Below are 20,695 nucleotides of genomic sequence, written 5' to 3' on the forward strand. Positions count from 1 at the left end.
CATGACCGACCTCATCGGCCTCTTCTCCCTGCGCCGCCGCTCCATCGCGGTGCGGCTCGCCGTGTCGGCGTTCCTGTCGAGTTCCGCGATCCTGCTGATCGCGGCCTGGATCCTCACGACCCTCTACCGCGAGAACACCGAGCGGTCCTTCGACAGCCGGCTCCTGGTCTTCACCAACAACCTCGCCACCGACCTCGTCTCGCCCAACGATCCCGAGAGCCGGACCTTCTCGCTCGGCGATCCGCGCTTCGACCTGCCGCTGTCGGGCTGGTACTGGCAGGTCGGCAAGCCCGACGCGAAGCCCCGGGACGTGCGCACCTCCCGGTCCCTCGTCGGGGTGCCGCTGCCGCCGGCGACGGATTCGGACGGCAAGGTCGGGGTCGGGCAGATCCGCCAGGGCTACGGCAAGGGCCAGGACGGGCGGCTGCTGCGGATCATGGAGCGCGACGTCGATCTCGGCGAGGACGGCCGCTACACGGTCCGCGTGGCCGGCCCGGCGGACGAGATCGTCAACGACGTCGACCGGTTCCGGAACTCGCTGACCATCACCTTCGGCCTGCTCGGCCTGTCGCTGGCGCTCACCACCCTGCTGCAGATCCGGTTCGGCCTCGCGCCGCTTAAGAAGATGCGCGCGGCCTTGGGCGCGGTCCGCCGGGGCGAGGCCGACCGCATCACCGGCACCTATCCGCGCGACATCGCCCCGCTCACCGGCGAGGTGAATCTCCTGATCGAGACCAATCGCGAGATCCTGGAGCGGGCCCGCACCCAGGTCGGCAACCTCGCCCACGCCCTGAAGACGCCCCTCTCGATCATCGTCAACGAGGTCGGCGCCTCGGACGCCCCCGAGGACCTCGCCCACAAGATCCGCGAGCAGGCCGCGGTGATGCGCGACCAGGTGAACTACCACCTCGACCGGGCGCGGGCCGCGGCGCTCGCCGGGACGCTGGGCACCTCCACGGAGGTCGAGCCGGCGCTCGCCGGCCTCGTGCGCACCTTCGGGAAGATCTACCGCGACAAGGACATCGCCTACGACGTGCACGTGCCCCCGGGCCTGCGCTTCCGGGGCGAACGCCAGGACTTCGAGGAAATGGTCGGCAACCTCGTCGACAACGCGTCGAAATGGGCCCATGCCCGCGTGGCGATCCGGGCCGAGGCCGTGGCCAAGGACGATTATCCGCACCTCGTCGTCGCCATCGAGGATGACGGGCCCGGCCTGCCGCCGGAGGCGCGACAGGCCGTGCTCGGCCGGGGCCGGCGGCTCGACGAGTCGAAGCCCGGCTCCGGTCTCGGCCTGTCCATCGTGGCGGATCTCGCGACCCTGTACCGGGGGCGCTTCACGCTGGAGGAGGCGGCCCTGGGCGGCCTGCGGGCGGTGCTGGAGGTGCCGGGGGATGCGCCGGTGGGGGCGGCCAGCCACTGACGCCCCCCGGATCCGGCCCGGCCTGCCCGGAGACCCGCCCCTTGTCATCGTGCGGGAGTTGCGTGACACCGTGCCGCCGTCGGGAGGCGTCGTGGCGTCCCGCCGCCGGCTCCACATGGCCTGGGGAGGCGCGGGCCGGTCGGGCCCGCTGGCGAAGGTTCGATGACGGCGATCTGGTTCATCCTGGCGGCCCTGACCGCGGCAGCCGTGCTCGGCCTGCTCTGGCCGCTGTCGCGCCGCGCCGCCGTACCCGCCGGCGAGGCGGGCGGGACCGGGCTCGCCACCGAGACCGCCTTCTACGAGGACCAGATCGCCGAGATCGGACGTGACCTGGAGCGCGGCCTGATCGCCCCGGACGAGGCCGAGACCGCCAAGGCCGAGGCGGCCCGCCGCCTGCTCCGGGCGAGCCGCGAGGCGCAGCGCGAGGCCGAGGATGACGATCTGGCCGAGGCCGCGCGCCCGGCCGAGCCGCGCCTGCGCCGGCGCCGGGCCGCCTCGGCCTTCGCGGTCTCCACCATCCCGCTGGTGGCGCTGATCGCCTACGGGCTCTACGGCTCGCCGGAGCTGCCCGCCCAGACCGAGGCCGACCGGCAGGCCGCCCGCGGCGGCGCCGACGAGCTGGCGAAGGCGGTCGGCCAGATCGAGGCGCGGCTCGCCCGGGATCCCAACGATGCCCGCGGCTGGGCGGTGCTCGCCCCGGTCTACATGCGCACCGGCCGCTTCGACGCCGCCGCCCGGGCCTACGGGAACATCGCCCGCCTGAAGGGCGAGACCGCCGACCTCCTCGCCGATCAGGGGGAGGCCCTCACGGCGGCCGCCAACGGCACCGTCTCGCCCGAGGCCAAGGCGCTGTTCGACAAGGCGCAGGCCCAGGATCCGAACGCGCCCAAGCCCCGCTTCTACCTCGCCCGGGCGGCCGAGCAGGCCGGCGACACCGGCGAGGCGATCCGCCAGCTCACAACCCTCGAGGCCGCCGGCCCGCCGGACGCGCCCTGGCTCGGCGTCGTGCGCCAGACCCTGGCCCGCCTCAAGGGCGAGCCGCCACCCCCTCAGGCACTGCCCCAGGCGGCTCCGCAGATTCCGGCGGAGCAGCAGGCGGCGATCCGCGGCATGGTCGACGGACTCGATGCCCGGCTCAAGGGCGGCGGCGGCACCCCCGACGAGTGGCTGCGGCTCGTGCGCTCCCGGACCGTGCTGGGCGAGCGCGATCAGGCGGCGGCGGCCCTGGCCCGGGCCCGCGTCGCGCTGGCGGGCGATCCACAGGGTCTTGCCCAGGTGGAGGCGGGCGGCCGGGCCGTCGGCCTCGATCCGGGCGGCGCGCAGGCCCAGCCGGCCGATCCCGGTCAGGCCGGACCCGCGGCCCAGGCCGAGACCGAGGCCGCGATGGCGGCCGTGCGCGCCCTGCCGCAGGCGGAGCGCGACACGGCGATCCGCGGCATGGTCGAGGGCCTCGACAGGCGCCTGGCCGCCCGGGGCGGCACACCGGACGAGTGGCTGCGCCTCGTGCGCTCCTACAATGCCTTGGGCGACCGCGATCAGGCGATCAAGGTTCTCGATCGCGCCCGGATGGCGCTCGCTGCCAACGGCGAAGCGGTGGCGCGACTCGACGGGCTCGCCCGGGAGCTCGACCTGCCTCCGAAGCCGGCTCCCTGAACCCGTTCCGGATGAGGCTGCCGCCATCGCACGGGGCCCATACGACAATCGGTCCCGGCTGCCGCCCTTGACCCGCGCCCCCGCGGAGCCGACACCCTGGAAAGCTAGAACGAGAACGGTTCGGGTCTGGGCGGATCTCCGCCCGCCGGATCGCGGGGTGGACGCATCGTGACGCGTAAGAGTCGCCGCCTGATCCTGATCGCCGCCTGCGGCAGCGTGCTGGCGCTGGCCGTGGGCCTGATCCTGTTCGCCATGAGCGGATCCATCGTGTTCTTCCGCTCGCCCTCCGACATCGCCCAGCAGAATATCGCGCCGGGCACGCGCCTGCGACTCGGCGGCCTCGTGAAGGACGGCTCGCTCCGGCGCGGGCCCGACCAGAGCGTGGATTTCGCCGTGACCGACACGAACGCCACCGTCGCGGTCCAGTACAAGGGCCTGCTCCCGGACCTGTTCCGGGAAGGGCAGGGCGTGGTCGCCGAGGGCGTCCTGGAGCCGGGCGGCGTGTTCCGCGCCGACACCGTGCTGGCCAAGCACGACGAATCCTACATGCCCCGCGAGGTGGCCGACGCGCTGAAGGCGCAGGGACGCTGGCAGGAGGGCGGCCCGAACAAGGGCGGCCCCGGCACGGGCGGCCCCGCGCCGAAGCCCGCCACCGCCTCGACCGACAGCACGCTCGGTGCGCGCAGCGAGCGGTGAGAGACACCCCATGATCGTCGAGACCGGCCATTTCGCGCTCGCGCTCGCGCTGGCGATCTCCCTGGTCCAGACGGTGATGCCGATCTGGGCCGCCCGCTCGGGCGACCCGGCGCTCCGCCAGATCGCCTCACAGGCCGCGCTCGGCGCCTTCGCGTGCGTGCTGTTCGCCTTCGCGGCGCTCACCTACGCGCACGTCACCTCCGACTTCTCGGTCCAGAACGTCGTCGAGAACTCGCACACGCAGAAGCCGCTGATCTACAAGATCTCCGGCGTCTGGGGGAACCACGAGGGCTCGATGCTCCTCTGGGTCCTGATCCTGACCCTGTTCGGCGCCTGCGTGGCGGCGGCGAAGAACGCCGTGCCGCCGCGCCTGCGCGCCAACACGCTCGGCGTCCAGGGGCTGATCACCGTCGTGTTCGTGCTGTTCATCATCACGACCTCGAACCCGTTCAGCCGCGTGATCCCGGCGCCGCTGGAGGGCAACGACCTCAACCCGCTGCTGCAGGATCCCGGCCTCGCGATCCACCCGCCGCTCCTCTACATCGGCTATGTCGGCTTCTCGATCAGCTTCGCCTTCGCGGTGGCGGCGCTGATCGACGGGCGCATCGACGCCGTCTGGGCCCGGGCGGTGCGGCCCTGGACGCTGACCGCGTGGTGCTTCCTGACTTTGGGCATCGCGATGGGGTCCTACTGGGCCTATTACGAGCTCGGCTGGGGCGGCTGGTGGTTCTGGGATCCCGTCGAGAACGCCTCCCTGATGCCCTGGATCGCCGGCACGGCGCTGCTGCACTCCACGGTGGTGATGGAGAAGCGCGACGCCCTGAAGGTCTGGACGGTGCTGCTCGCCATCCTGACCTTCTCGCTGTCGCTGATCGGCACCTTCCTGGTCCGCTCGGGCGTGATCACCTCGGTGCATTCCTTCGCCACGGACCCGACCCGCGGCGTCTTCATCCTGGCGATCCTGGTGCTGTTCATCGGCGGCTCGCTCACGCTGTTCGCGTGGCGGGCGCCCCTGCTCCGGCAGGGCGGCCTGTTCGCGCCGATCTCCCGGGAGGGCTCTCTCGTCCTCAACAACCTGTTCCTGGTCGCGGGCTGCGCCACCGTGCTGGTGGGCACCCTCTACCCGCTGCTCCTGGAGATGCTGACGGGGGAGAAGATCACGGTCGGGCCGCCCTTCTTCAATTCGACCTTCGTGCCGCTGGCGATCCCGCTGCTGCTGATCGTGCCGTTCGGCCAGGCGCTCGCCTGGAAGCGCGGCGACGTGCTCGCCGCCGCCCAGCGCCTGTTCGCCGCGCTGGCCGTCGCCCTGGTGATCGGCTTCGCCGTGCTGGCCCTCACCTGGGGCGGCCCCGTCATGGCGCCGCTGGGGATCGGTCTCGGCGCCTACCTGCTGATCGGCTCGGCCCTGGAGATCGTCGCCCGCGCCCGCGGCTACGGCGCGAGCCGGACCCGCTCGCTCGGTCAGATCGGGCGGCGTGCCCTCGGCCTGCCGCGCTCCGCCTGGGGCACCGCGCTCGCCCATGCCGGCGTCGGGATCGTGGTGCTGGGCATCGCCGCCCAGGGCTGGGCCACCGAGGGGCTGGGGACGCTCAAGCCCGGGCAGAGCCTGACGGCGGGACCCTACACGGCGACCCTCGATCGCGTCGGACCCCGCCAGGGCCCGAACTACGAGGAGGCCGCCGCCTCCCTGACGATCCGGACCCGCGCCGGCGACGAGGTCGGCCAGGTCGAGACCGGCAAGCGCTTCTACCCGAGCCGCAAGATGGCGGTGACCGAATCCGGCCTGCTGACCATCGGCGCGAGCCAGGTCTACGCCAGTCTCGGCGAGATGGGCCAGGACGGCGGCGTCGGCCTGCGGCTGTACTACAAGCCCCTGGTGCTGCTGATCTGGCTCGGGGCGGTGGTGATGGCGCTGGGCGGCGGTCTCTCGCTCACCGACCGCCGGATGCGGGTGGGCGTCCCCGCCAAGGCGAAGGCGCGGCCGATCCCCAACGCCGTGCCGGCCGAGTGATGGCGGCGATGACGGCCACCGCGACTCTCCCATCGGGCGCGACCGTACCTGCGATGGCGCTCCCCTCTCCCCCCCTGCTGCGCAGGATACCCGCCCCCGCAGGGGAGGGAGGGCGCGCGCACATTCGGCTCGGCGCGGCGCTCCTGCTTCTCGCAGCGATCGTCACCCCCGCCTGCGCCGTCCAGCCCGACGAGGTGCTGAGGGATCCCGCCCTCGAGCACCGCGCCCGGGAGATCTCGTCCGAGCTGCGCTGCCTCGTCTGCCAGAACCAGTCGATCGACGATTCCGACGCGCCGCTCGCCAAGGATCTGCGCCTCATCGTCCGCGAGCGCCTGCAGAAAGGCGACAGCGATCCGGCCGTCCTGAACTACGTCGTCGACCGCTACGGCGAGTTCGTGCTGCTGCGCCCGGTCTTCGCCCTGCACACCCTGCTGCTGTGGCTGACCCCGGTGCTCGCGGTCCTTCTGGGCGGCCTGGGCCTCTGGCGCCTCGCCCGCCGTCGCCCGGCGGTGCCGGCTCCGACTCTGTCGCCGTCCGAAGAGGCAGAGGTCGCGGCGCTCCTGCGACGGGAGTAGAATCGGGTTCAGCGATGATTCGCCCGCCCATCGGCACGAGTCTTGGATCGGGCATCGCTGACCGCTTGATCGGCGACGCGCCCGGGGCAGGACGATGACGGCCGCTACGCTCACCATCTCGAGCCGCAACTACTCCTCGTGGTCCCTGCGGGGCTGGCTGATCTGCCGGATGACAGGGCTCGACTTCCAGACCGAGGTCCTCTCCGGCACGGATGCCGGCAGCCGGGCGGAATTGCTCCACCTGTCGCCGTCCTTCCTGGTCCCGCGCCTGCGCCACGGCGACGTGGTCGTCTGGGACACGCTCGCCATCGCCGAGTATCTCGGCGAGACCTTCCCTAAGGCCGGCCTGCTGCCCGAACCCCTGGCGGAGCGTGCCCATTGCCGCTCGATCTCCGGCGAGATGCATTCGGGCTTCGTCAACCTGCGATCGGCCCTGCCGATGAATTTGCGCGCCTTCCACCCCGCTTTCCCCGTGTTCAACGGCGCGAAGGCCGATATCGAGCGCCTCTGCACGATCTTCGACGATTGCCTGGACCGCTACGAGGGGCCCTACCTGTTCGGTGATCGCCCGTGCCTGGCGGACGCCATGTTCGCCCCGGTCTGCACCCGCTTCCGCACCTACGATGTCGCGCTGCCGCCCCGGGCCGCCGCCTATCGCGACACGATCCTGCACTGGCCGCTGATGATCGAGTGGGCCGAGGCCGCCGCCGACGAGCCGGACGAGATCGAAGAGCTGGAAATGGAGTTCTGATCCGTCCGAGGACCGTGGGATCGCGCCCCGTCGATGGCAGCGGGGCGACGCGACGACGGTGCGGTTGCACCATCAGCCGACGGACAGACATGCAATTTCTTGCAGGGCACAAATTTATGTTGCGGCGCACACAAGAAAATACGAGCGCTGCGGTGAGCTGAAAACGCAAGCCCGGACAATATCTTAACGGCTCGCCTTCGAGCCCATGATCTCCGGTGACAGATCGACAGACGTCCTTTGTCGAGCAACCGGACTGCGCGATTGAAGCCAACCGGCATTTCTGTTCCTCTTCGCATTAGAACAGGAACAGACTGGGCTGGAAACCATGGCGCGTCACGAGCCCTGGAGCGCCGACCGCGCTACCGGGATCATCGCCGAACACACCCATCTCGAAGGGGCCACGCTGCCGATCCTGCATGCCCTGCAGGAGACGTTCGGCTACGTGGATTCCGGCGCGGTCCCGCTGATCGCGGACGCGCTGAACCTGTCGCGCGCCGAGGTGCACGGCTGCATCACCTTCTACCACGACTTCCGCGCCCACCCCGCGGGCCGCCATGAGGTGAAGCTGTGCCGGGCCGAGGCCTGCCAGGCCATGGGCTCGGACAAGCTCCACCGGGAGATCCTCGGCCGCCTCGGCTGCGGCTGGCACGAGACAACCGCCGACGGCAACGCCACGGTGGAGCCGGTCTACTGCCTCGGCCTCTGCGCCAACGGCCCCGCCGCGCTGGTGGACGGTGAGCCCGTCGCGCACCTGACCGCCGACGCCCTCGAAGCTGCCCTCACGGAGGTGCGCCAGTGAGCGTCACGCTCTACGTTCCCCGCGACGCCGTCGCGATCGGGCTCGGCGCCAACAAGGTCGCCCGCGCCCTGTTCGCCGGCGCCGAGCGCCGCGGCCTCGACGTCACCATCGTGCGCACCGGCTCCCGCGGCCTGACCTGGCTGGAGCCGATGGTCGAGGTCGGCACGCCCGAGGGGCGCATCGCCTACGGCCCGGTGAAGCTGGAGGACGTCGACGCCCTGCTGGAGGCCGACCTCGCCACCGGCGGCGACCATCCCCTGCGCCTCGGCGACCCCGAGAAGATCCCCTACCTCGCCCGGCAGCAGCGCCTGACCTTCCACCGCTGCGGCGTGATCGACCCGGTCTCCGTCGCGGATTACCGGGCCCATGGCGGCTACCGCGGCCTGGAGGCGGCGCTGAAGCTCGATGCCGAGGGTATCGTCGCGGCGGTGCGCGATTCCGGTCTGCGCGGCCGGGGCGGTGCCGGCTTCCCGGCCGGCATCAAGTGGAACACCGTGATGCTCGCCAAGGCGGACCAGAAGTACGTGGTCTGCAACGCCGACGAGGGCGATTCCGGCACCTTCGCCGACCGGATGATGATGGAGGGCGATCCCTTCAACCTCATCGAGGGCATGACCATCGCGGCCGTGGCGACCGGCGCCACCCGCGGCTACATCTACCTGCGCTCCGAGTATCCGCAGGCGTTTGCGATCCTCAAGGAGGCCATCGCCAACGGCATCGAGGCCGGCGTGCTCGGCGACGACATCCTGGGCTCGGGCAAGAGCTTTCACCTTGAAGTGCGGCTGGGCGCCGGCGCCTATATCTGCGGCGAGGAGACCTCGTTGCTGGAGAGTCTGGAAGGCAAGCGGGGCATCGTGCGCGCCAAGCCGCCGATCCCGGCGCTGAAGGGCTTCCTCGGCAAGCCGACACTGGTCAACAACGTCATGACCTTCACGGCCGTGCCGTGGATCCTGGAGAACGGCGCCAAGGCCTACGCCGATTACGGCATGGGCCGCTCCCTCGGCACCCTGCCGATCCAGCTCGCCGGCAACATCAAGCATGGCGGCCTGATCGAGATCGCCTTCGGCATCACCCTGCGGCAGGTGATCGAGGATTTCGGCGGCGGCACCCGTTCGGGGCGGCCGGTCCGGGCCGTGCAGGTCGGCGGGCCGCTCGGGGCCTACTTCCCCGATCACATGCTCGACACGCCGCTGGATTACGAAGCGATGGCGGCCAAGAAGGGCCTCGTCGGCCACGGCGGCATCGTGGTGTTCGACGACACCGTCGACATGGCCGCCCAGGCCCGGTTCGCCTTCGAGTTCTGCGCGACCGAATCGTGCGGCAAGTGCACCCCGTGCCGGATCGGCGCGACGCGGGGCGTCGAGACGATGGACAAGGTGATCGCCGGCATCCGGCCGGAGGCGAACCTGAAGCTGGTCGAGGACCTCTGCGAGGTCATGACCGACGGGTCGCTCTGCGCCATGGGCGGGCTCACGCCGATGCCCGTGATGAGCGCGATCACCCACTTTCCCGAGGATTTCAGGCGCGCCGGCGATCTGCCGGCCGCGGCCGAGTGAGGAGGCGTCGATGGGCCTGATCAAGGAGATCGACTACGGCACGCCGATCCGCGTGGCGGAGCAGACCGTCACCCTGACGATCGACGGCATGGAGGTCACGGTTCCGGCCGGCACCTCGGTGATGGCGGCGGCGATGCACGCCGGCACCCAGATCCCGAAGCTCTGCGCCACGGATTCGCTGGAGCCCTTCGGCTCCTGCCGGCTGTGCCTCGTGGAGATCGAGGGACGGCGCGGCACACCCGCGTCCTGCACGACCCCGGCCGAGAACGGCATGGTGGTGCACACGCAGAACGACAGGCTCCACAAGCTCCGCAAGGGCGTGATGGAGCTCTACATCTCCGACCACCCGCTGACCTGCCTGACCTGCGCGGCCAACGGCGATTGCGAGCTGCAGGACATGGCCGGCGTCGTCGGCCTGCGCGACGTGCGCTACGGCTACGACGGCGACAACCACGTCGCGCCGAGTGCCGAGAAGTACCTGCCGAAGGACGAGTCGAACCCGTACTTCACCTACGACCCGTCGAAGTGCATCGTCTGCAACCGCTGCGTCCGCGCCTGCGAGGAGGTGCAGGGCACCTTCGCGCTGACCATCGCGGGCCGCGGCTTCGACAGCCGCGTGGCGGCCGGCCCGACCAACTTCTTCGAGTCGGAGTGCGTGTCCTGCGGCGCCTGCGTGCAGGCCTGCCCGACCGCGACCCTCCAGGAGAAGTCGATCCACGAGTTCGGCCAGCCCGAGCACGCGGAGGTGACGACCTGCGCGTATTGCGGCGTCGGCTGCTCGTTCAAGGCCGAGATGCAGGGCGAGCGCGTCGTCCGCATGGTCCCCTACAAGGGCGGCAAGGCCAACGAGGGCCATAGCTGCGTGAAGGGCCGCTTCGCCTACGGCTACGCCACCCACAAGGACCGCATCACCAAGCCGATGATCCGCGAGAAGATCACGGATCCGTGGCGCGAGGTCTCCTGGGAGGAGGCGATCGACCGCGCGGCCTCCGAGTTCAAGCGCATCCAGGCGCAATACGGAAAAGACTCGGTCGGGGGCATCACCTCGTCGCGCTGCACCAACGAGGAGGCCTACCTCGTCCAGAAGCTGGTGCGTGCCGCCTTCGGCAACAACAACGTCGACACCTGCGCCCGGGTCTGCCATTCGCCCACCGGCTACGGCCTGATGTCGACGCTCGGCACCTCGGCCGGCACCCAGGACTTCAAGTCGGTCGAGCAGTCCGACGTGATCCTGGTGATCGGCGCCAACCCGACCGACGGCCACCCGGTCTTCGGGTCGCGGATGAAGCGGCGCCTCCGCGAGGGTGCGAAGCTCATCGTGGCGGATCCGCGCAAGATCGATTTGGTGAAATCGCCCCACATCAAGGCCGACTATCACCTGCCGCTGAAGCCCGGCTCTAACGTCGCCTTCATCAACTCGCTGGCGCACGTGATCGTCACCGAGGGGCTGGTCGACGAGGCCTATGTCCGCGAGCGCTGCGACCTCGCCGAGTTCGAGTCCTGGGCCCGGTTCATCGCCGAGGACCGGCACTCCCCGGAGAACCAGCAGCAATTCACCGGCCTCGACCCGGCGGAGGTCCGCGCGGCGGCCCGCCTCTACGCCACGGGCGGCGCGGCCGGCATCTATTACGGGCTGGGCGTCACCGAGCACAGCCAGGGCTCGACCATGGTCATGGGCATGGCCAACATCGCCATGGCCACCGGCAACATCGGCAAGCTCGGGGCCGGCGTGAACCCGCTGCGCGGCCAGAACAACGTCCAGGGCTCTTGCGACATGGGCTCGTTCCCGCACGAGCTCACCGGCTACCGCCACGTCTCGGACGATGCCACCCGCGAGAGCTTCGAGGCCCTCTGGGGCGCCAAGCTGGACGGCGCGCCGGGCCTGCGCATCACCAACATGCTCGACGAGGCCGTCGAGGGCGGCTTCAAGGGCATGTACATCCAGGGCGAGGACATCGCCCAGTCCGACCCCGACACGCACCACGTCACCTCGGGCCTGATGGCGATGGAGTGCATCGTCATCCAGGATCTGTTCCTCAACGAGACCGCCAAGTACGCCCACGTCTTCCTGCCGGGCGCCTCGTTCCTGGAGAAGGACGGGACCTTCACCAACGCCGAGCGCCGGATCTCGCGGGTCCGCAAGGTCATGGCGCCGCTCGGCGGCTACGGCGACTGGGAAGGTACGGTGCTGCTCTCGAACGCGCTGGGCTACAAGATGGAGTACAGCCACCCGTCCGAGATCATGGACGAGATCGCGTCGCTGACGCCGAGCTTCACCGGCGTCTCCTACGCCAAGCTCGACGAGCTGGGCTCGGTGCAGTGGCCCTGCAACGAGAAGGCGCCGCTCGGCACGCCGATGATGCACGTGGACCGCTTCGTCCGCGGCAAGGGCCGGTTCATGATCACCGAGTTCGTCGCCACCGAGGAGCGCACGGGGGCGAAGTTCCCGCTGATCCTGACCACGGGCCGGATCCTGTCCCAGTACAATGTCGGCGCGCAGACGCGGCGCACCGAGAACTCGCGCTGGCACGAGGAGGACGTGCTGGAGATCCACCCGTTCGACGCGGAGCTGCGCGGCATCGTCGACGGCGACCTCGTCTCGCTGGAGAGCCGCTCGGGCGACATCGCCCTGAAGGCCAGGGTCTCGGAGCGGATGCAGCCCGGCGTGGTCTACACCACCTTCCACCACGCCAAGACCGGCGCCAACGTCATCACCACCGACTACTCGGACTGGGCGACCAACTGCCCCGAGTACAAGGTGACGGCGGTGCAGGTCCGGCGGACCAACCGGCCCTCCGACTGGCAGGCGAAGTTCTACGAGGAGGATTTCTCGCTGACGCGCATCGCCAATTCCCAGGATACCGCGCTCGACGCGGCGGAGTGAGGCGATGAGCGCTGTCAGACAGGAGGACAAGCTCCTCCGCATGGCCAACCAGATCGCGAGCTTCTTCCGGTCCTATCCGGAGGAGGAGGCGGTGGCGGGGGTGCACAAGCACATCGTGGCGTTCTGGACGCCCAAGATGGTCTCGAAGCTCGAGGCCGCCTTGCCCGAGATGGGCGACCGGGCCGACATCCTGGTGCAGCGGGCGATGCTCGGCGCCGAACCGCAGGCCGAGAGTCCGGTGCGTCCGGCGACCCGCGATCCGCAGAAGCTCGGCGAGGGCGCGAGCGACGCGGGCTGACGGGCTACGTTCCGGTTCGGGAGGACCCGAAGCCGCCTGCACCGTGATTCCGGGGCGCCAGAGCCGAAGCCGGCGGAAAACGTCGCTAGTGCAAAGGCTTGGCCTATCCATGCGCTGGGATCCCGGCTGCCGCCGCGAAGCCCCCGAGATGACGGGCTGGCTGGCAGGGCGCTAGCAAGCGACTTGTCCGCGCGGATGGCCGGCGTCGGGGATGAGACCACATCTATCCCAGAAGCGTATGCAGAATGCGCAGGACGGGATTAAATGTGTCCACGTCTCGATCTGCGCGCTGGCACACTGCACACAAATCGCGCATCTTCCCCGGCCGAGTGGCCCGCGTACGTGGCCGCCGTGGAGGAGTTCATCATGGGAGCCGGAGTCGCGGGCGCGGTCGCGCCTGATGTGAAGCCGAATGTGTTGTCGCGCGAGCGGATCATCGCCAAGCCGGGCTTCAACCGATGGCTGGTGCCGCCCGCGGCGCTCGCGATCCATCTCTGCATCGGCATGGCCTACGGCCTGTCGGTGTTCTGGCTGCCGCTGAGCCGGGCGCTCTCGGTCGGCCAGCCCGCCCCCGCCGCCTGCCCCGACATGGGCGTGATGACGGCCCTGTTCACCACCACCTGCGACTGGCGCGTCAGCGACCTCGTCACGATCTTCTCGATCGGCATCGTCGTGCTCGGCCTGTCGGCCGCCCTGTTCGGCGGCTGGCTGGAGCGCGCCGGGCCGCGCAAGGCCGGCATCGCCGCCGCCCTGTGCTGGGGGGGCGGCTTCCTGATCGGCGCGTTCGGCGTCTACCTTCACCAGCTCTGGCTGGTCTGGCTCGGCCTGGGCCTGATCGGCGGCATCGGCCTCGGCCTCGGCTACATCTCGCCGGTCTCGACGCTGATCAAGTGGTTTCCCGACCGCCGCGGCATGGCCACCGGCATGGCGATCATGGGTTTCGGCGGCGGCGCGATGATCGGCTCGCCCCTCGCCGACGGCCTGATCAAGACGTTCCGGAGCGCCGACTCGGCCGGCGTCTGGCAGACGCTCGCGGTGATGGGCGTGGGCTATCTCGTGTTCATGCTGGGCGGCGCCTTCGGTTACCGGGTCCCCCCCGCGGGCTGGCGCCCGGACGGATGGACGGCGCCCGCCGCCAAGAACGCCATGATCGCCTCGGGGCACGTCCACCTGCGCGATGCGCACAAGACCTTCCAGTTCTGGATGATCTGGCTCGTCCTCTGCCTCAACGTGTCGGCCGGGATCGGCGTGCTGGCGCTGGCCTCGCCGATGCTCCAGGAGATCTTCGGCGGATCGCTGATCGGGTTGCCGGGCACCGGCTTCGCCGCCCTCGATGGCGGCCAGAAGGCGCAGGTCGCGGCGATCGCGGCGGGCTTCGTCGGCCTGCTGTCGCTGTTCAACATCCTGGGCCGGTTCTTCTGGGCCTCGATGTCGGACCGGATCGGCCGCAAGCTCACCTACGCGACCTTCTTCGCGCTGGGCGGCCTGCTCTACGCGGCCGCGCCCTGGGCGGCGGGGATCGGCTCGCAGGCGCTGTTCGTCGGGATCTTCTGCGTGATCCTGTCGATGTACGGCGGCGGCTTCGCGACGATCCCGGCCTACCTCGCCGACGTGTTCGGCACGCAGTTCGTGGGGGCCATCCACGGGCGCCTGCTCACCGCGTGGTCGACCGCCGGCATCGTCGGGCCCTTCGTGGTCACCAAGATCCGCGAGGCCCAGGCGGCAGCCGGAGTCCAGGGCGCCGATCTCTACGGCCGGACCATGTACGTGCTCGCGGGGTTCCTGGCGGTCGGGTTCGTCTGCAACCTGCTGGTCCGGCCGCTGGCCAGCCGCTGGTTCATGTCGGATTCCGAGCGCGCCGCCCTCGACGTCCGGGCGGGCGCCACGGCCTCGGGTCCGTCGGGCTCCTTCGGCATCGGCCGCGGCGGGTTCGACCTCGGTGCCGCCCTGGCCTGGGCGGTGGTCGGCATCCCGATCGTCTGGGGCATCGGCATCACCCTGTCGAAGGCCTTCATCCTGTTCCGGTGAGACGGGACGGCCGGTTGTGGGCGGCACGGCGGGTCGCTAGGTTTTCCGAGCCTCGCCGTGCCGGGAGCCCTCCGTCGTGATCGACAAGCTGGACTTCCTGCTCGCGCTGGCCCGCGAGCAGCATTTCGGCCACGCCGCCGAGACCTGCGGGGTGACCCAGCAGACGCTCTCGGCGGGCGTGAAGCAGCTCGAGAACCGCTTCGGCGTGCAGCTCGTGCTGCGCGGCTCGCGCTTCCAGGGCTTCACCCCGGAGGGCGAGCGGGTGCTGGAATGGGCCCGGCGCATCGTGGCCGACGCCCGGGCGATGCACGAGGAGGTCACCGGCCTGCGCCGCGGCCTGACCGGCCACCTGCGCATCGCCGCGATCCCCACGGCGCTGCCGATGATCGTGCACCTGACCACGCCGTACCGCGAGCGCCATCCGGACGTGCGGCTCTCCGTGGAATCCGCGACCTCGACGGACATCTTCTCGCTGATCGAGAACCTTGAGGCGGATGCCGGCCTCACCTACCTCGACAACGAGCCGCTGGGGCGGGTGGTGTCGGTGCCGCTCTACCGGGAGCGCTACCGGCTGGTGACGGCCATCGGCGGCCCGTTCGACGGACGCGCCAGCGTCACCTGGGCCGAGACCTGCAGCCTGCCGCTCTGCCTGCTCACGCCGAACATGCAGAACCGGCGGATCATCGACCAGCAGATCCGGGAGGCGGGGGCGGATCCCGCCGCCACCCTCGAATCCAACTCGATGATCGTGCTGCTGACCCACGTGCGCACCCTGCGCTGGGCCTCGATCATGCCGGAGATCCTGGTCGACGCCCTCGGGCCCATGGAGGGCGTACGCGCCATCCCGATCACCGCCCCGGACCTGGAGCACACGATCGGCCTCGTCGCCCCCCGCCGGGAGCCGTCCACGCCCATCGTCACCGCCCTGGTGGCGATCGCCCGGTCGCTCGCGCGGACCCTGGATCCTGCATTGCCCGGCTCGGGAACGGCCTGACGGCGGGCATGGGTCGATCGCGTCAGGGGCGCAGGAGATCGGGTTCCGACACCGGCGGCATGTTTCGCCTGGAAGACCAGACGAGGCCGCCCGCGACGGCGTCGGTGAGGATGCCCACCCCGGGGACGTCCGCCAGGAACGTGCCCATGGCGCGGCTGGCGACCTCGATCGCCTCATTGACGCTGGAAGCCTCGATCATCTGCGAGGCGAGATCGACGCTCCCCTGTGCCCGGCTCCGGGCTATGCGCAACCTATATTGCATTCGACGCAACAACTCAAGTTAAAAACTCTGAGTTCTTCGAGCGGAAGCTGTATAAAAATCACAGTTCCGTCAAAAACACAATAGCCGCAGCGCCTTACTCCACCGGACGGCAGCCGAATGCGATCCAAAGATGTATTGATTGGAAATTTGCAACCAATAGTAGCTTGATCGAAGCAGGAGTTTCATAGTTCATGGGCTGCAAAGCGGTCCCGGCTGGGAAATTTCGGCCATGCATCCAGTCTCACATTCGCCGGTTCGGCGGAAGCCGACCGTACTGATCGTGGAAGATGAAGTCATCGAGCGTATGGCAGCCGTCGAGTTGCTGGAGGTTGCCGGATATGACGCCGTGGATGTCTGCAACGCTGCAGATGCCGTGTGTGCCCTGGAGAATATCGACAATATCCGCGTCGTGATCACGGATATCGATCTGCGCAGCGGGTTCGACGGGATCGTCCTGGCGGCCTGCGTCGACCGGCGCTGGCCGGGCGTGGGCATCATCATGACGTCCGGCAGGATCGAGCCGATGCCCGGCGACGTGCCGAGCCGCGCCTGCTTCCTGCGCAAGCCCTACGCCCGGGCGCGGATGCTCGACGCCGTCCGGGGTATCATCGCGCAGGACGCCTAGTGACTGCGCTGAATACGGCCCCCGTCGCCGCGGGGCCGGGTGCGAAGCCCTGCCGGCCTCAGCGCGGCCCGGCACCGTCCGCGACAGCGCGCGGGATCGCCAGCGAGGCGATGACCAGCGCCATGGAGAACAGGACGTACTGATTGACCGAGAGTTCCTCGAACATCAGCGACGGGATGAGGAACAGGGCGGTGTAGGTCAGCAGGGGGCCCGCGGCACCGGGCGCCAGGAGGATCCGGACCAGCCCGGCGACGAGGAGCACGAGGATCGCGACGCCGCTCTGCAGGGCCAGGGAGACGAAGCCGTTGTGCGGTGTCACGAGGCCGGTGAGCGCCTGGAGCTCCTCGCGCCGGGCGACCTCGCCGACGCCGAACGGATAGGTGACGACGAGCTGGAGGGCGGAGACCCCCGACAGGAACCGCTCGTCGACGTTGCTGGAGACGTTGGTGTCCTCGGCGAAGCGCCGCTCGATCGCCTGCGCCAGGGTCCCGGGCAGGGGAATCTCGCCGGTCATCGACCACGCGATGAGCAGGCCCCCCAGGATGCCCAGCCCCGTCAGGACCGCGGGCGCGGTCAGGTTCCGCCGCATCAGCACGGCCAGGAACAGAAGCGGCATGAACAGGCCGGCGCGGTTGTTGGTCAGCGGGAAACTCGCCAGCAGGGCGACGAAATAGACGAGATAGATCGCCTTCATGCGGTAGCGCAGGCTCAGCAGCAGCGCGGCGACCCCGGCCAGGGCGAAGACGTGGCCGGTCTCGTTGCCGGAGATCCAGAGGCCGCCCAGCTTGTCCTGGAAGAAGAGCTTCAGCTCTTCGTCGAGGCCGTCCGTGGGCACCGCGAGGCCGAACCGCTCCAGGTCGACGCCCGTCGAGGCCAGCAGCAGGACCGCCAGGGAGCCGAGGAAGCCGGCGAGCAGGCCGATGCAGAACGCGTTCTCGAGGCGCCGGTCGCGGAACATCACCAGCAGGATGAACGCCTGGACGACGTAGAGCAGCAGGACGAGCGTCAGGTAGATGTCACCCGCCAGCGTCTGCGCCTTCAGCACCAGGGAGGCGGCGATCAGGCCGACAATCGCGCCGAGCGGCGCGACGTTGCGCAGGGCTTCCGCCACGACGGCGCGGCGCAGTCCGAACCAGGGAATGAGGAGGAAGGGCAGGAGATCGGACAGCCGCTGGAACGGCAGCCCGAAGCTCGACGTCAGCACGTTGAACTGCAGGGCGGCACCGAGCAGGAACACCGTCGCGCCGTCGGCCGCGACGGACGGCGCCCGCACCCGCTCCCCCGTCGCCATCGTCTGTCCCGTCATGGTCCCGATCCGTTCGAACGCGTGCGGTGCCGTCGCAGCGGGCTGCCGCCTCCATCCTGGCGCGCAAAGGTTGGCGGAGGGTGCAGATCAGGCGGAGCGGCGCAGGAAGAAGCCGAGGGCGGTGCGGAGCGTATCCCGCATCAGGACCTGGGCCAGCCCGGCATAGGCGAGGACGCCGATCGCCACCGCGGCGAACAGGCCGAGCCGGTCTCCGAGGACGTCGTGGATCGGTCCCTGGATCAGCAGGACGAGGCCGGCCATCACCGCCGCGCAGGCCGTCACCGGCAGCAGCACGCGGGCGAGGTGCCGGTTGCCGACCGGGACGAGGCCTCCGACCTTGGCCACGATCACGGGCGAGAACAGGTAGGCCCGCACCACGTGCCCGACCGCCAGCGTCGCCAGCCCCAGCGGCGCGGTCAGGACGGCCGCCACCGCGCCGAGGGCGAATTGCACACCCGCCAGACGCAGGGCCGTGCCGGTCTGCCCGAGCGCCGTGAAGATCATCCACAGCATCGATGTGGCGACGAACTCGGGCGCCAGGAACGCCAGCATCCGCAGCACCGGCGCCGCGTCGTGCCACTGGTCGCCGAACAGGAACGGGATCAGCGTCGGGGCGACGGCCGCCATGCCGAAGAAGGCGGGGACCGCCAGGAACGCCGAGGCCGCGGTGAAGTCGTAGAAGGTGGCCGCGAGCTCCGCCGGCTGGTCCTGGAGCCGTGCATAGGTGGTCAGGCCGACCGTCGTCAGCGGGATGACCGCAACTTGGCTCACGAGGTCGATGCAGCGCCATGCGAGGCGCAGGTAGCCGACATCGGCGGCCGACAGGAAATAGGCGGCGATCACCTCCTGGCTGCGGATCGACGCCACGAGCAGCAGGTAGGTGCAGAACACCCGCGAGCCGAAGGCGATCTGCGTGCGCGCGGCCGCGAGGTCCAGGCGCCGGGCCGGGATCCAGCGGGACGCCGCCCAGGTGAGGAGCGTGGTCGCCGTGGCGGCGACGAGGCGCTGCACCACGAGGCTCCAGACGCCGTAGCCGGAGGTCGCCAGCGCCAGGGCGGCCGCGCCGCCGAGGATGTTGGCGCCCAGCGCCCGCAGGGCGAGCTTGCGGAAGCCGAAGCTGCGCTGGAGGCGGGCCTCGTGGATGGCCCCCGCGGCGGTGATCACGAAGCAGGCGGAGAGGGCGCACAGGACCGGGCGCAGTTCCGGCAGATCGAACATCCAGGCGATCGGGCCCGAGAGGGCGATCAGCGCGGCGGCCCAGAGGGTGCCGGCCGCCAGCATCACCCAGAAGGCGGTGGCGGCGAAGGCCTCGTCGTAGTCGGCCCGCTGCACCACCGCGTCCGGCAGGCCGCAGCGCGCGACGATCTGCAGGATGTCGATGAAGACGGCGGCGATCGCCACCATCCCGAACTCCGCGGGTCCGATCAGACGGGCGAGCACGAGGAAAACCCCGAAGCTCAGGACGACGTTGCCCACGGAGGCGAGCGCGACCCAGCGCGCCGCGTCGAAGGAGCGGCCCGCCACGTCCGCGCCCAACGCCAGGCCGGGGGTGATCTCGGAGGCATCCGCCGCCGCCGCGGCCTCGGTCAGGATCGGTGCGCCGACGCTCACGGACGGGCCGCCCGGCGCTCGGCGACGAGCTCGGCGTAGAGGTCCAGATACTTCTCGGCGACGCGCTCGGAGGTCGATTCGCGGATGACGTGCTGGAAGGCGCGCTCGTCCGGCAGGTCGCCGCGGCCCCGGGCGATCACCGCCTGCAGGCGCGCGGCGAGGTCGGCATCGTCGCCCGGCGTGAACAGCCAGTCGGCGTTGTCCTCGCCGATCAGCTCGGGGATCCCCCCCGACGCCGCGCCGATCACCGGGACCCCCATCGTGTAGGCCTCGTAGATCGTCCGCGGCGAGGGCTCGGCCCAGAACGAGGGCACGACGAGGACATCGATCTCGCTCAGGAAGTCGACAGGCTTGGCCCAGCCGACGAATTCGATCGGCAGGCCCTGGGCCTGCGCCGTGAAGCGCTCGATCGAGTCGTCCATCGCGTTGCCGGCGACGAGGCAGCGCCAGTCGCCGGGGCCGATCCGCCGGAATGCGTCGACCAGCGTGCCGACCCCCTTCTCGGTGTTGATCCGGCCGAGATAGCCGAAGGTCATGGGCTTGCCGGTCCGGTCGATCCGCCGCCGCGCCTCCGGGTCGCCCCCCGGGACCGTGCACGAATAGTAGATCACCCGGCGCCGCTCCGGCGCGAGGTGGGTGAACAGGCCGTGGGCGACGTGGGTCTTCAGGATCTCGGTGCCGACGCTGACGACCGCGTCCACCGACCGGTTGGTGATCTGCTTGCCCGCGTTGACGACCTTGCAGCCCAGGTGCCAGCGCTCGCACGGCTTGCCGTCCCGGAACATCGCGGCGTTGCCGCAGATCAGGTCGTACTCGCAGACCGTGTGGACGATGGGGATCCCGCGCTTGGCCGCCTCGCGCCAGACCAGGGTCGAGACGTCGAGGAGCGAGTGCGTGTTGACGATGTCGGGCCGGAAATCGTCGAGGACGCGGCCGAACTCGGCCGCGATGGCGAAGTTCCACTGCTGCTTGAGCTTCGCCCAGGCTCGTCCGAACCGGGTCGCCTTGGGCCAGTCCTCCAGCCAGAAGTCGTTGTGGTGCGCCATGCGGTAGACGGTGACGCCGCCGCGCACGGATTTCGGCTCCGGCTCCCGCGCGATGCAGGCCGCCGCCACCGTGTGGCCCGCCGCCGCCAGCTCCTCGGCGAGGTGCTCCACCGAGCGCTCGGCGCCGCCGACGATGTAGGGCGGGTAGAGGGCGCTGAGGTGCAGGATCCGCAGGGGCGT

General features: G+C 70.3%; 17 protein-coding genes. 13 read left to right on the plus strand and 4 right to left on the minus strand.

Features of this window, described 5'->3' with window-relative positions; genetic code table 11:
* The first annotated feature begins 1 nt into the window (after position 1).
* The 12 genes from MKL01_RS08385 to MKL01_RS08440 all read left to right on the plus strand — a co-directional run bounded on the left by MKL01_RS08385 (position 2) and on the right by MKL01_RS08440 (position 15,665).
* A complete protein-coding gene (locus MKL01_RS08385) occupies positions 2–1,420 on the plus strand; it encodes a sensor histidine kinase (RefSeq protein WP_243904755.1) in 1,419 nt (472 codons plus the stop codon).
* A 162-nt stretch (positions 1,421–1,582) separates the two neighbouring features.
* The gene (gene ccmI, locus MKL01_RS08390) at positions 1,583–3,073 is read left to right on the plus strand and encodes a c-type cytochrome biogenesis protein CcmI (RefSeq protein WP_243904756.1); all 1,491 of its coding nucleotides are present in this window, start codon (positions 1,583–1,585) and stop codon (positions 3,071–3,073) included.
* 168 nt (positions 3,074–3,241) lie between these two features.
* Positions 3,242–3,769 carry a cytochrome c maturation protein CcmE gene (gene ccmE, locus MKL01_RS08395; RefSeq protein ID WP_243904757.1) on the plus strand — a complete coding sequence of 176 codons (528 nt, stop codon included), beginning with the start codon at positions 3,242–3,244 and terminating at the stop codon, positions 3,767–3,769.
* A 10-nt stretch (positions 3,770–3,779) separates the two neighbouring features.
* Entirely contained in the window at positions 3,780–5,780 is a 2,001-nt protein-coding gene (locus tag MKL01_RS08400) for a heme lyase CcmF/NrfE family subunit (protein ID WP_243904758.1), read from the plus strand.
* Between the two features lie 53 nt (positions 5,781–5,833).
* The gene (locus MKL01_RS08405) at positions 5,834–6,355 is read left to right on the plus strand and encodes a cytochrome c-type biogenesis protein (RefSeq protein ID WP_243904759.1); all 522 of its coding nucleotides are present in this window, start codon (positions 5,834–5,836) and stop codon (positions 6,353–6,355) included.
* 94 nt (positions 6,356–6,449) lie between these two features.
* Positions 6,450–7,106, plus strand: a complete 657-nt coding sequence (locus tag MKL01_RS08410) for a glutathione S-transferase family protein (RefSeq protein ID WP_243904760.1) — start codon at positions 6,450–6,452, stop codon at positions 7,104–7,106.
* 325 nt (positions 7,107–7,431) lie between these two features.
* Positions 7,432–7,905 (plus strand): formate dehydrogenase subunit gamma, encoded by a 474-nt coding sequence (locus MKL01_RS08415; RefSeq protein ID WP_243904761.1) that lies wholly within the window; start codon positions 7,432–7,434, stop codon positions 7,903–7,905.
* Positions 7,902–9,461 carry a formate dehydrogenase beta subunit gene (locus tag MKL01_RS08420; protein WP_243904762.1) on the plus strand — a complete coding sequence of 520 codons (1,560 nt, stop codon included), beginning with the start codon at positions 7,902–7,904 and terminating at the stop codon, positions 9,459–9,461. Before MKL01_RS08415 ends, MKL01_RS08420 begins: the two co-directional genes overlap by 4 nt.
* A gap of 10 nt (positions 9,462–9,471) precedes the next feature.
* Positions 9,472–12,345: a formate dehydrogenase subunit alpha gene (fdhF, locus tag MKL01_RS08425; RefSeq protein WP_243904763.1), complete on the plus strand. Its 2,874-nt coding sequence runs from the start codon at positions 9,472–9,474 to the stop codon at positions 12,343–12,345.
* A gap of 4 nt (positions 12,346–12,349) precedes the next feature.
* On the plus strand, positions 12,350–12,643 hold the full coding sequence (locus tag MKL01_RS08430) for a formate dehydrogenase subunit delta (protein ID WP_243904764.1): 294 nt from the start codon (positions 12,350–12,352) through the stop codon (positions 12,641–12,643).
* 366 nt (positions 12,644–13,009) lie between these two features.
* Complete coding sequence (locus tag MKL01_RS08435) at positions 13,010–14,671, plus strand: OFA family MFS transporter (RefSeq protein WP_243904765.1); 1,662 nt, start codon at positions 13,010–13,012, stop codon at positions 14,669–14,671.
* Between the two features lie 76 nt (positions 14,672–14,747).
* Positions 14,748–15,665: a LysR family transcriptional regulator gene (locus MKL01_RS08440; RefSeq protein ID WP_243904766.1), complete on the plus strand. Its 918-nt coding sequence runs from the start codon at positions 14,748–14,750 to the stop codon at positions 15,663–15,665.
* A gap of 22 nt (positions 15,666–15,687) precedes the next feature.
* Here the strand turns inward: MKL01_RS08440 and MKL01_RS08445 are convergent, their stop codons facing one another.
* A complete protein-coding gene (locus MKL01_RS08445) occupies positions 15,688–15,864 on the minus strand; it encodes a hypothetical protein (RefSeq protein WP_243904767.1) in 177 nt (58 codons plus the stop codon).
* A 343-nt stretch (positions 15,865–16,207) separates the two neighbouring features.
* Between MKL01_RS08445 and MKL01_RS08450 the strand changes: the two genes are divergently transcribed.
* Positions 16,208–16,552, plus strand: a complete 345-nt coding sequence (locus MKL01_RS08450; RefSeq protein WP_243904768.1) for a response regulator — start codon at positions 16,208–16,210, stop codon at positions 16,550–16,552.
* Between the two features lie 58 nt (positions 16,553–16,610).
* On the opposite strand, the gene MKL01_RS08455 is transcribed toward MKL01_RS08450, so the two are convergent.
* The 3 genes from MKL01_RS08455 to MKL01_RS08465 all read right to left on the minus strand — a co-directional run bounded on the left by MKL01_RS08455 (position 16,611) and on the right by MKL01_RS08465 (position 20,689).
* On the minus strand, positions 16,611–17,858 hold the full coding sequence (locus tag MKL01_RS08455; RefSeq protein ID WP_243904769.1) for a hypothetical protein: 1,248 nt from the start codon (positions 17,856–17,858) through the stop codon (positions 16,611–16,613).
* 87 nt (positions 17,859–17,945) lie between these two features.
* The gene (locus MKL01_RS08460; protein ID WP_243904770.1) at positions 17,946–19,469 is read right to left on the minus strand and encodes a lipopolysaccharide biosynthesis protein; all 1,524 of its coding nucleotides are present in this window, start codon (positions 19,467–19,469) and stop codon (positions 17,946–17,948) included.
* Positions 19,466–20,689: a glycosyltransferase family 4 protein gene (locus MKL01_RS08465; RefSeq protein ID WP_313901444.1), complete on the minus strand. Its 1,224-nt coding sequence runs from the start codon at positions 20,687–20,689 to the stop codon at positions 19,466–19,468. Before MKL01_RS08465 ends, MKL01_RS08460 begins: the two co-directional genes overlap by 4 nt.
* Positions 20,690–20,695: the final 6 nt, after the last annotated feature.

This window comes from Methylobacterium sp. J-070 (genome assembly GCF_022829385.1).
Lineage (GTDB): Bacteria > Pseudomonadota > Alphaproteobacteria > Rhizobiales > Beijerinckiaceae > Methylobacterium.

Bases quoted from the DNA above. Each gene is read 5' to 3' on its own strand.
- MKL01_RS08385 (WP_243904755.1), top strand. From the start codon at position 2: ATGACCGACCTCATCGGCCTCTTCTCCCTGCGCCGCCGCTCCATCGCG.
- ccmI (WP_243904756.1), top strand. From the start codon at position 1,583: ATGACGGCGATCTGGTTCATCCTGGCGGCCCTGACCGCGGCAGCCGTG.
- MKL01_RS08400 (WP_243904758.1), top strand. From the start codon at position 3,780: ATGATCGTCGAGACCGGCCATTTCGCGCTCGCGCTCGCGCTGGCGATC.
- MKL01_RS08405 (WP_243904759.1), top strand. From the start codon at position 5,834: ATGGCGCTCCCCTCTCCCCCCCTGCTGCGCAGGATACCCGCCCCCGCA.
- MKL01_RS08410 (WP_243904760.1), top strand. From the start codon at position 6,450: ATGACGGCCGCTACGCTCACCATCTCGAGCCGCAACTACTCCTCGTGG.
- MKL01_RS08415 (WP_243904761.1), top strand. From the start codon at position 7,432: ATGGCGCGTCACGAGCCCTGGAGCGCCGACCGCGCTACCGGGATCATC.
- fdhF (WP_243904763.1), top strand. From the start codon at position 9,472: ATGGGCCTGATCAAGGAGATCGACTACGGCACGCCGATCCGCGTGGCG.
- MKL01_RS08430 (WP_243904764.1), top strand. From the start codon at position 12,350: ATGAGCGCTGTCAGACAGGAGGACAAGCTCCTCCGCATGGCCAACCAG.
- MKL01_RS08435 (WP_243904765.1), top strand. From the start codon at position 13,010: ATGGGAGCCGGAGTCGCGGGCGCGGTCGCGCCTGATGTGAAGCCGAAT.
- MKL01_RS08445 (WP_243904767.1), bottom strand. From the start codon at position 15,864: ATGATCGAGGCTTCCAGCGTCAATGAGGCGATCGAGGTCGCCAGCCGC.
- MKL01_RS08455 (WP_243904769.1), bottom strand. From the start codon at position 17,858: ATGACGGGACAGACGATGGCGACGGGGGAGCGGGTGCGGGCGCCGTCC.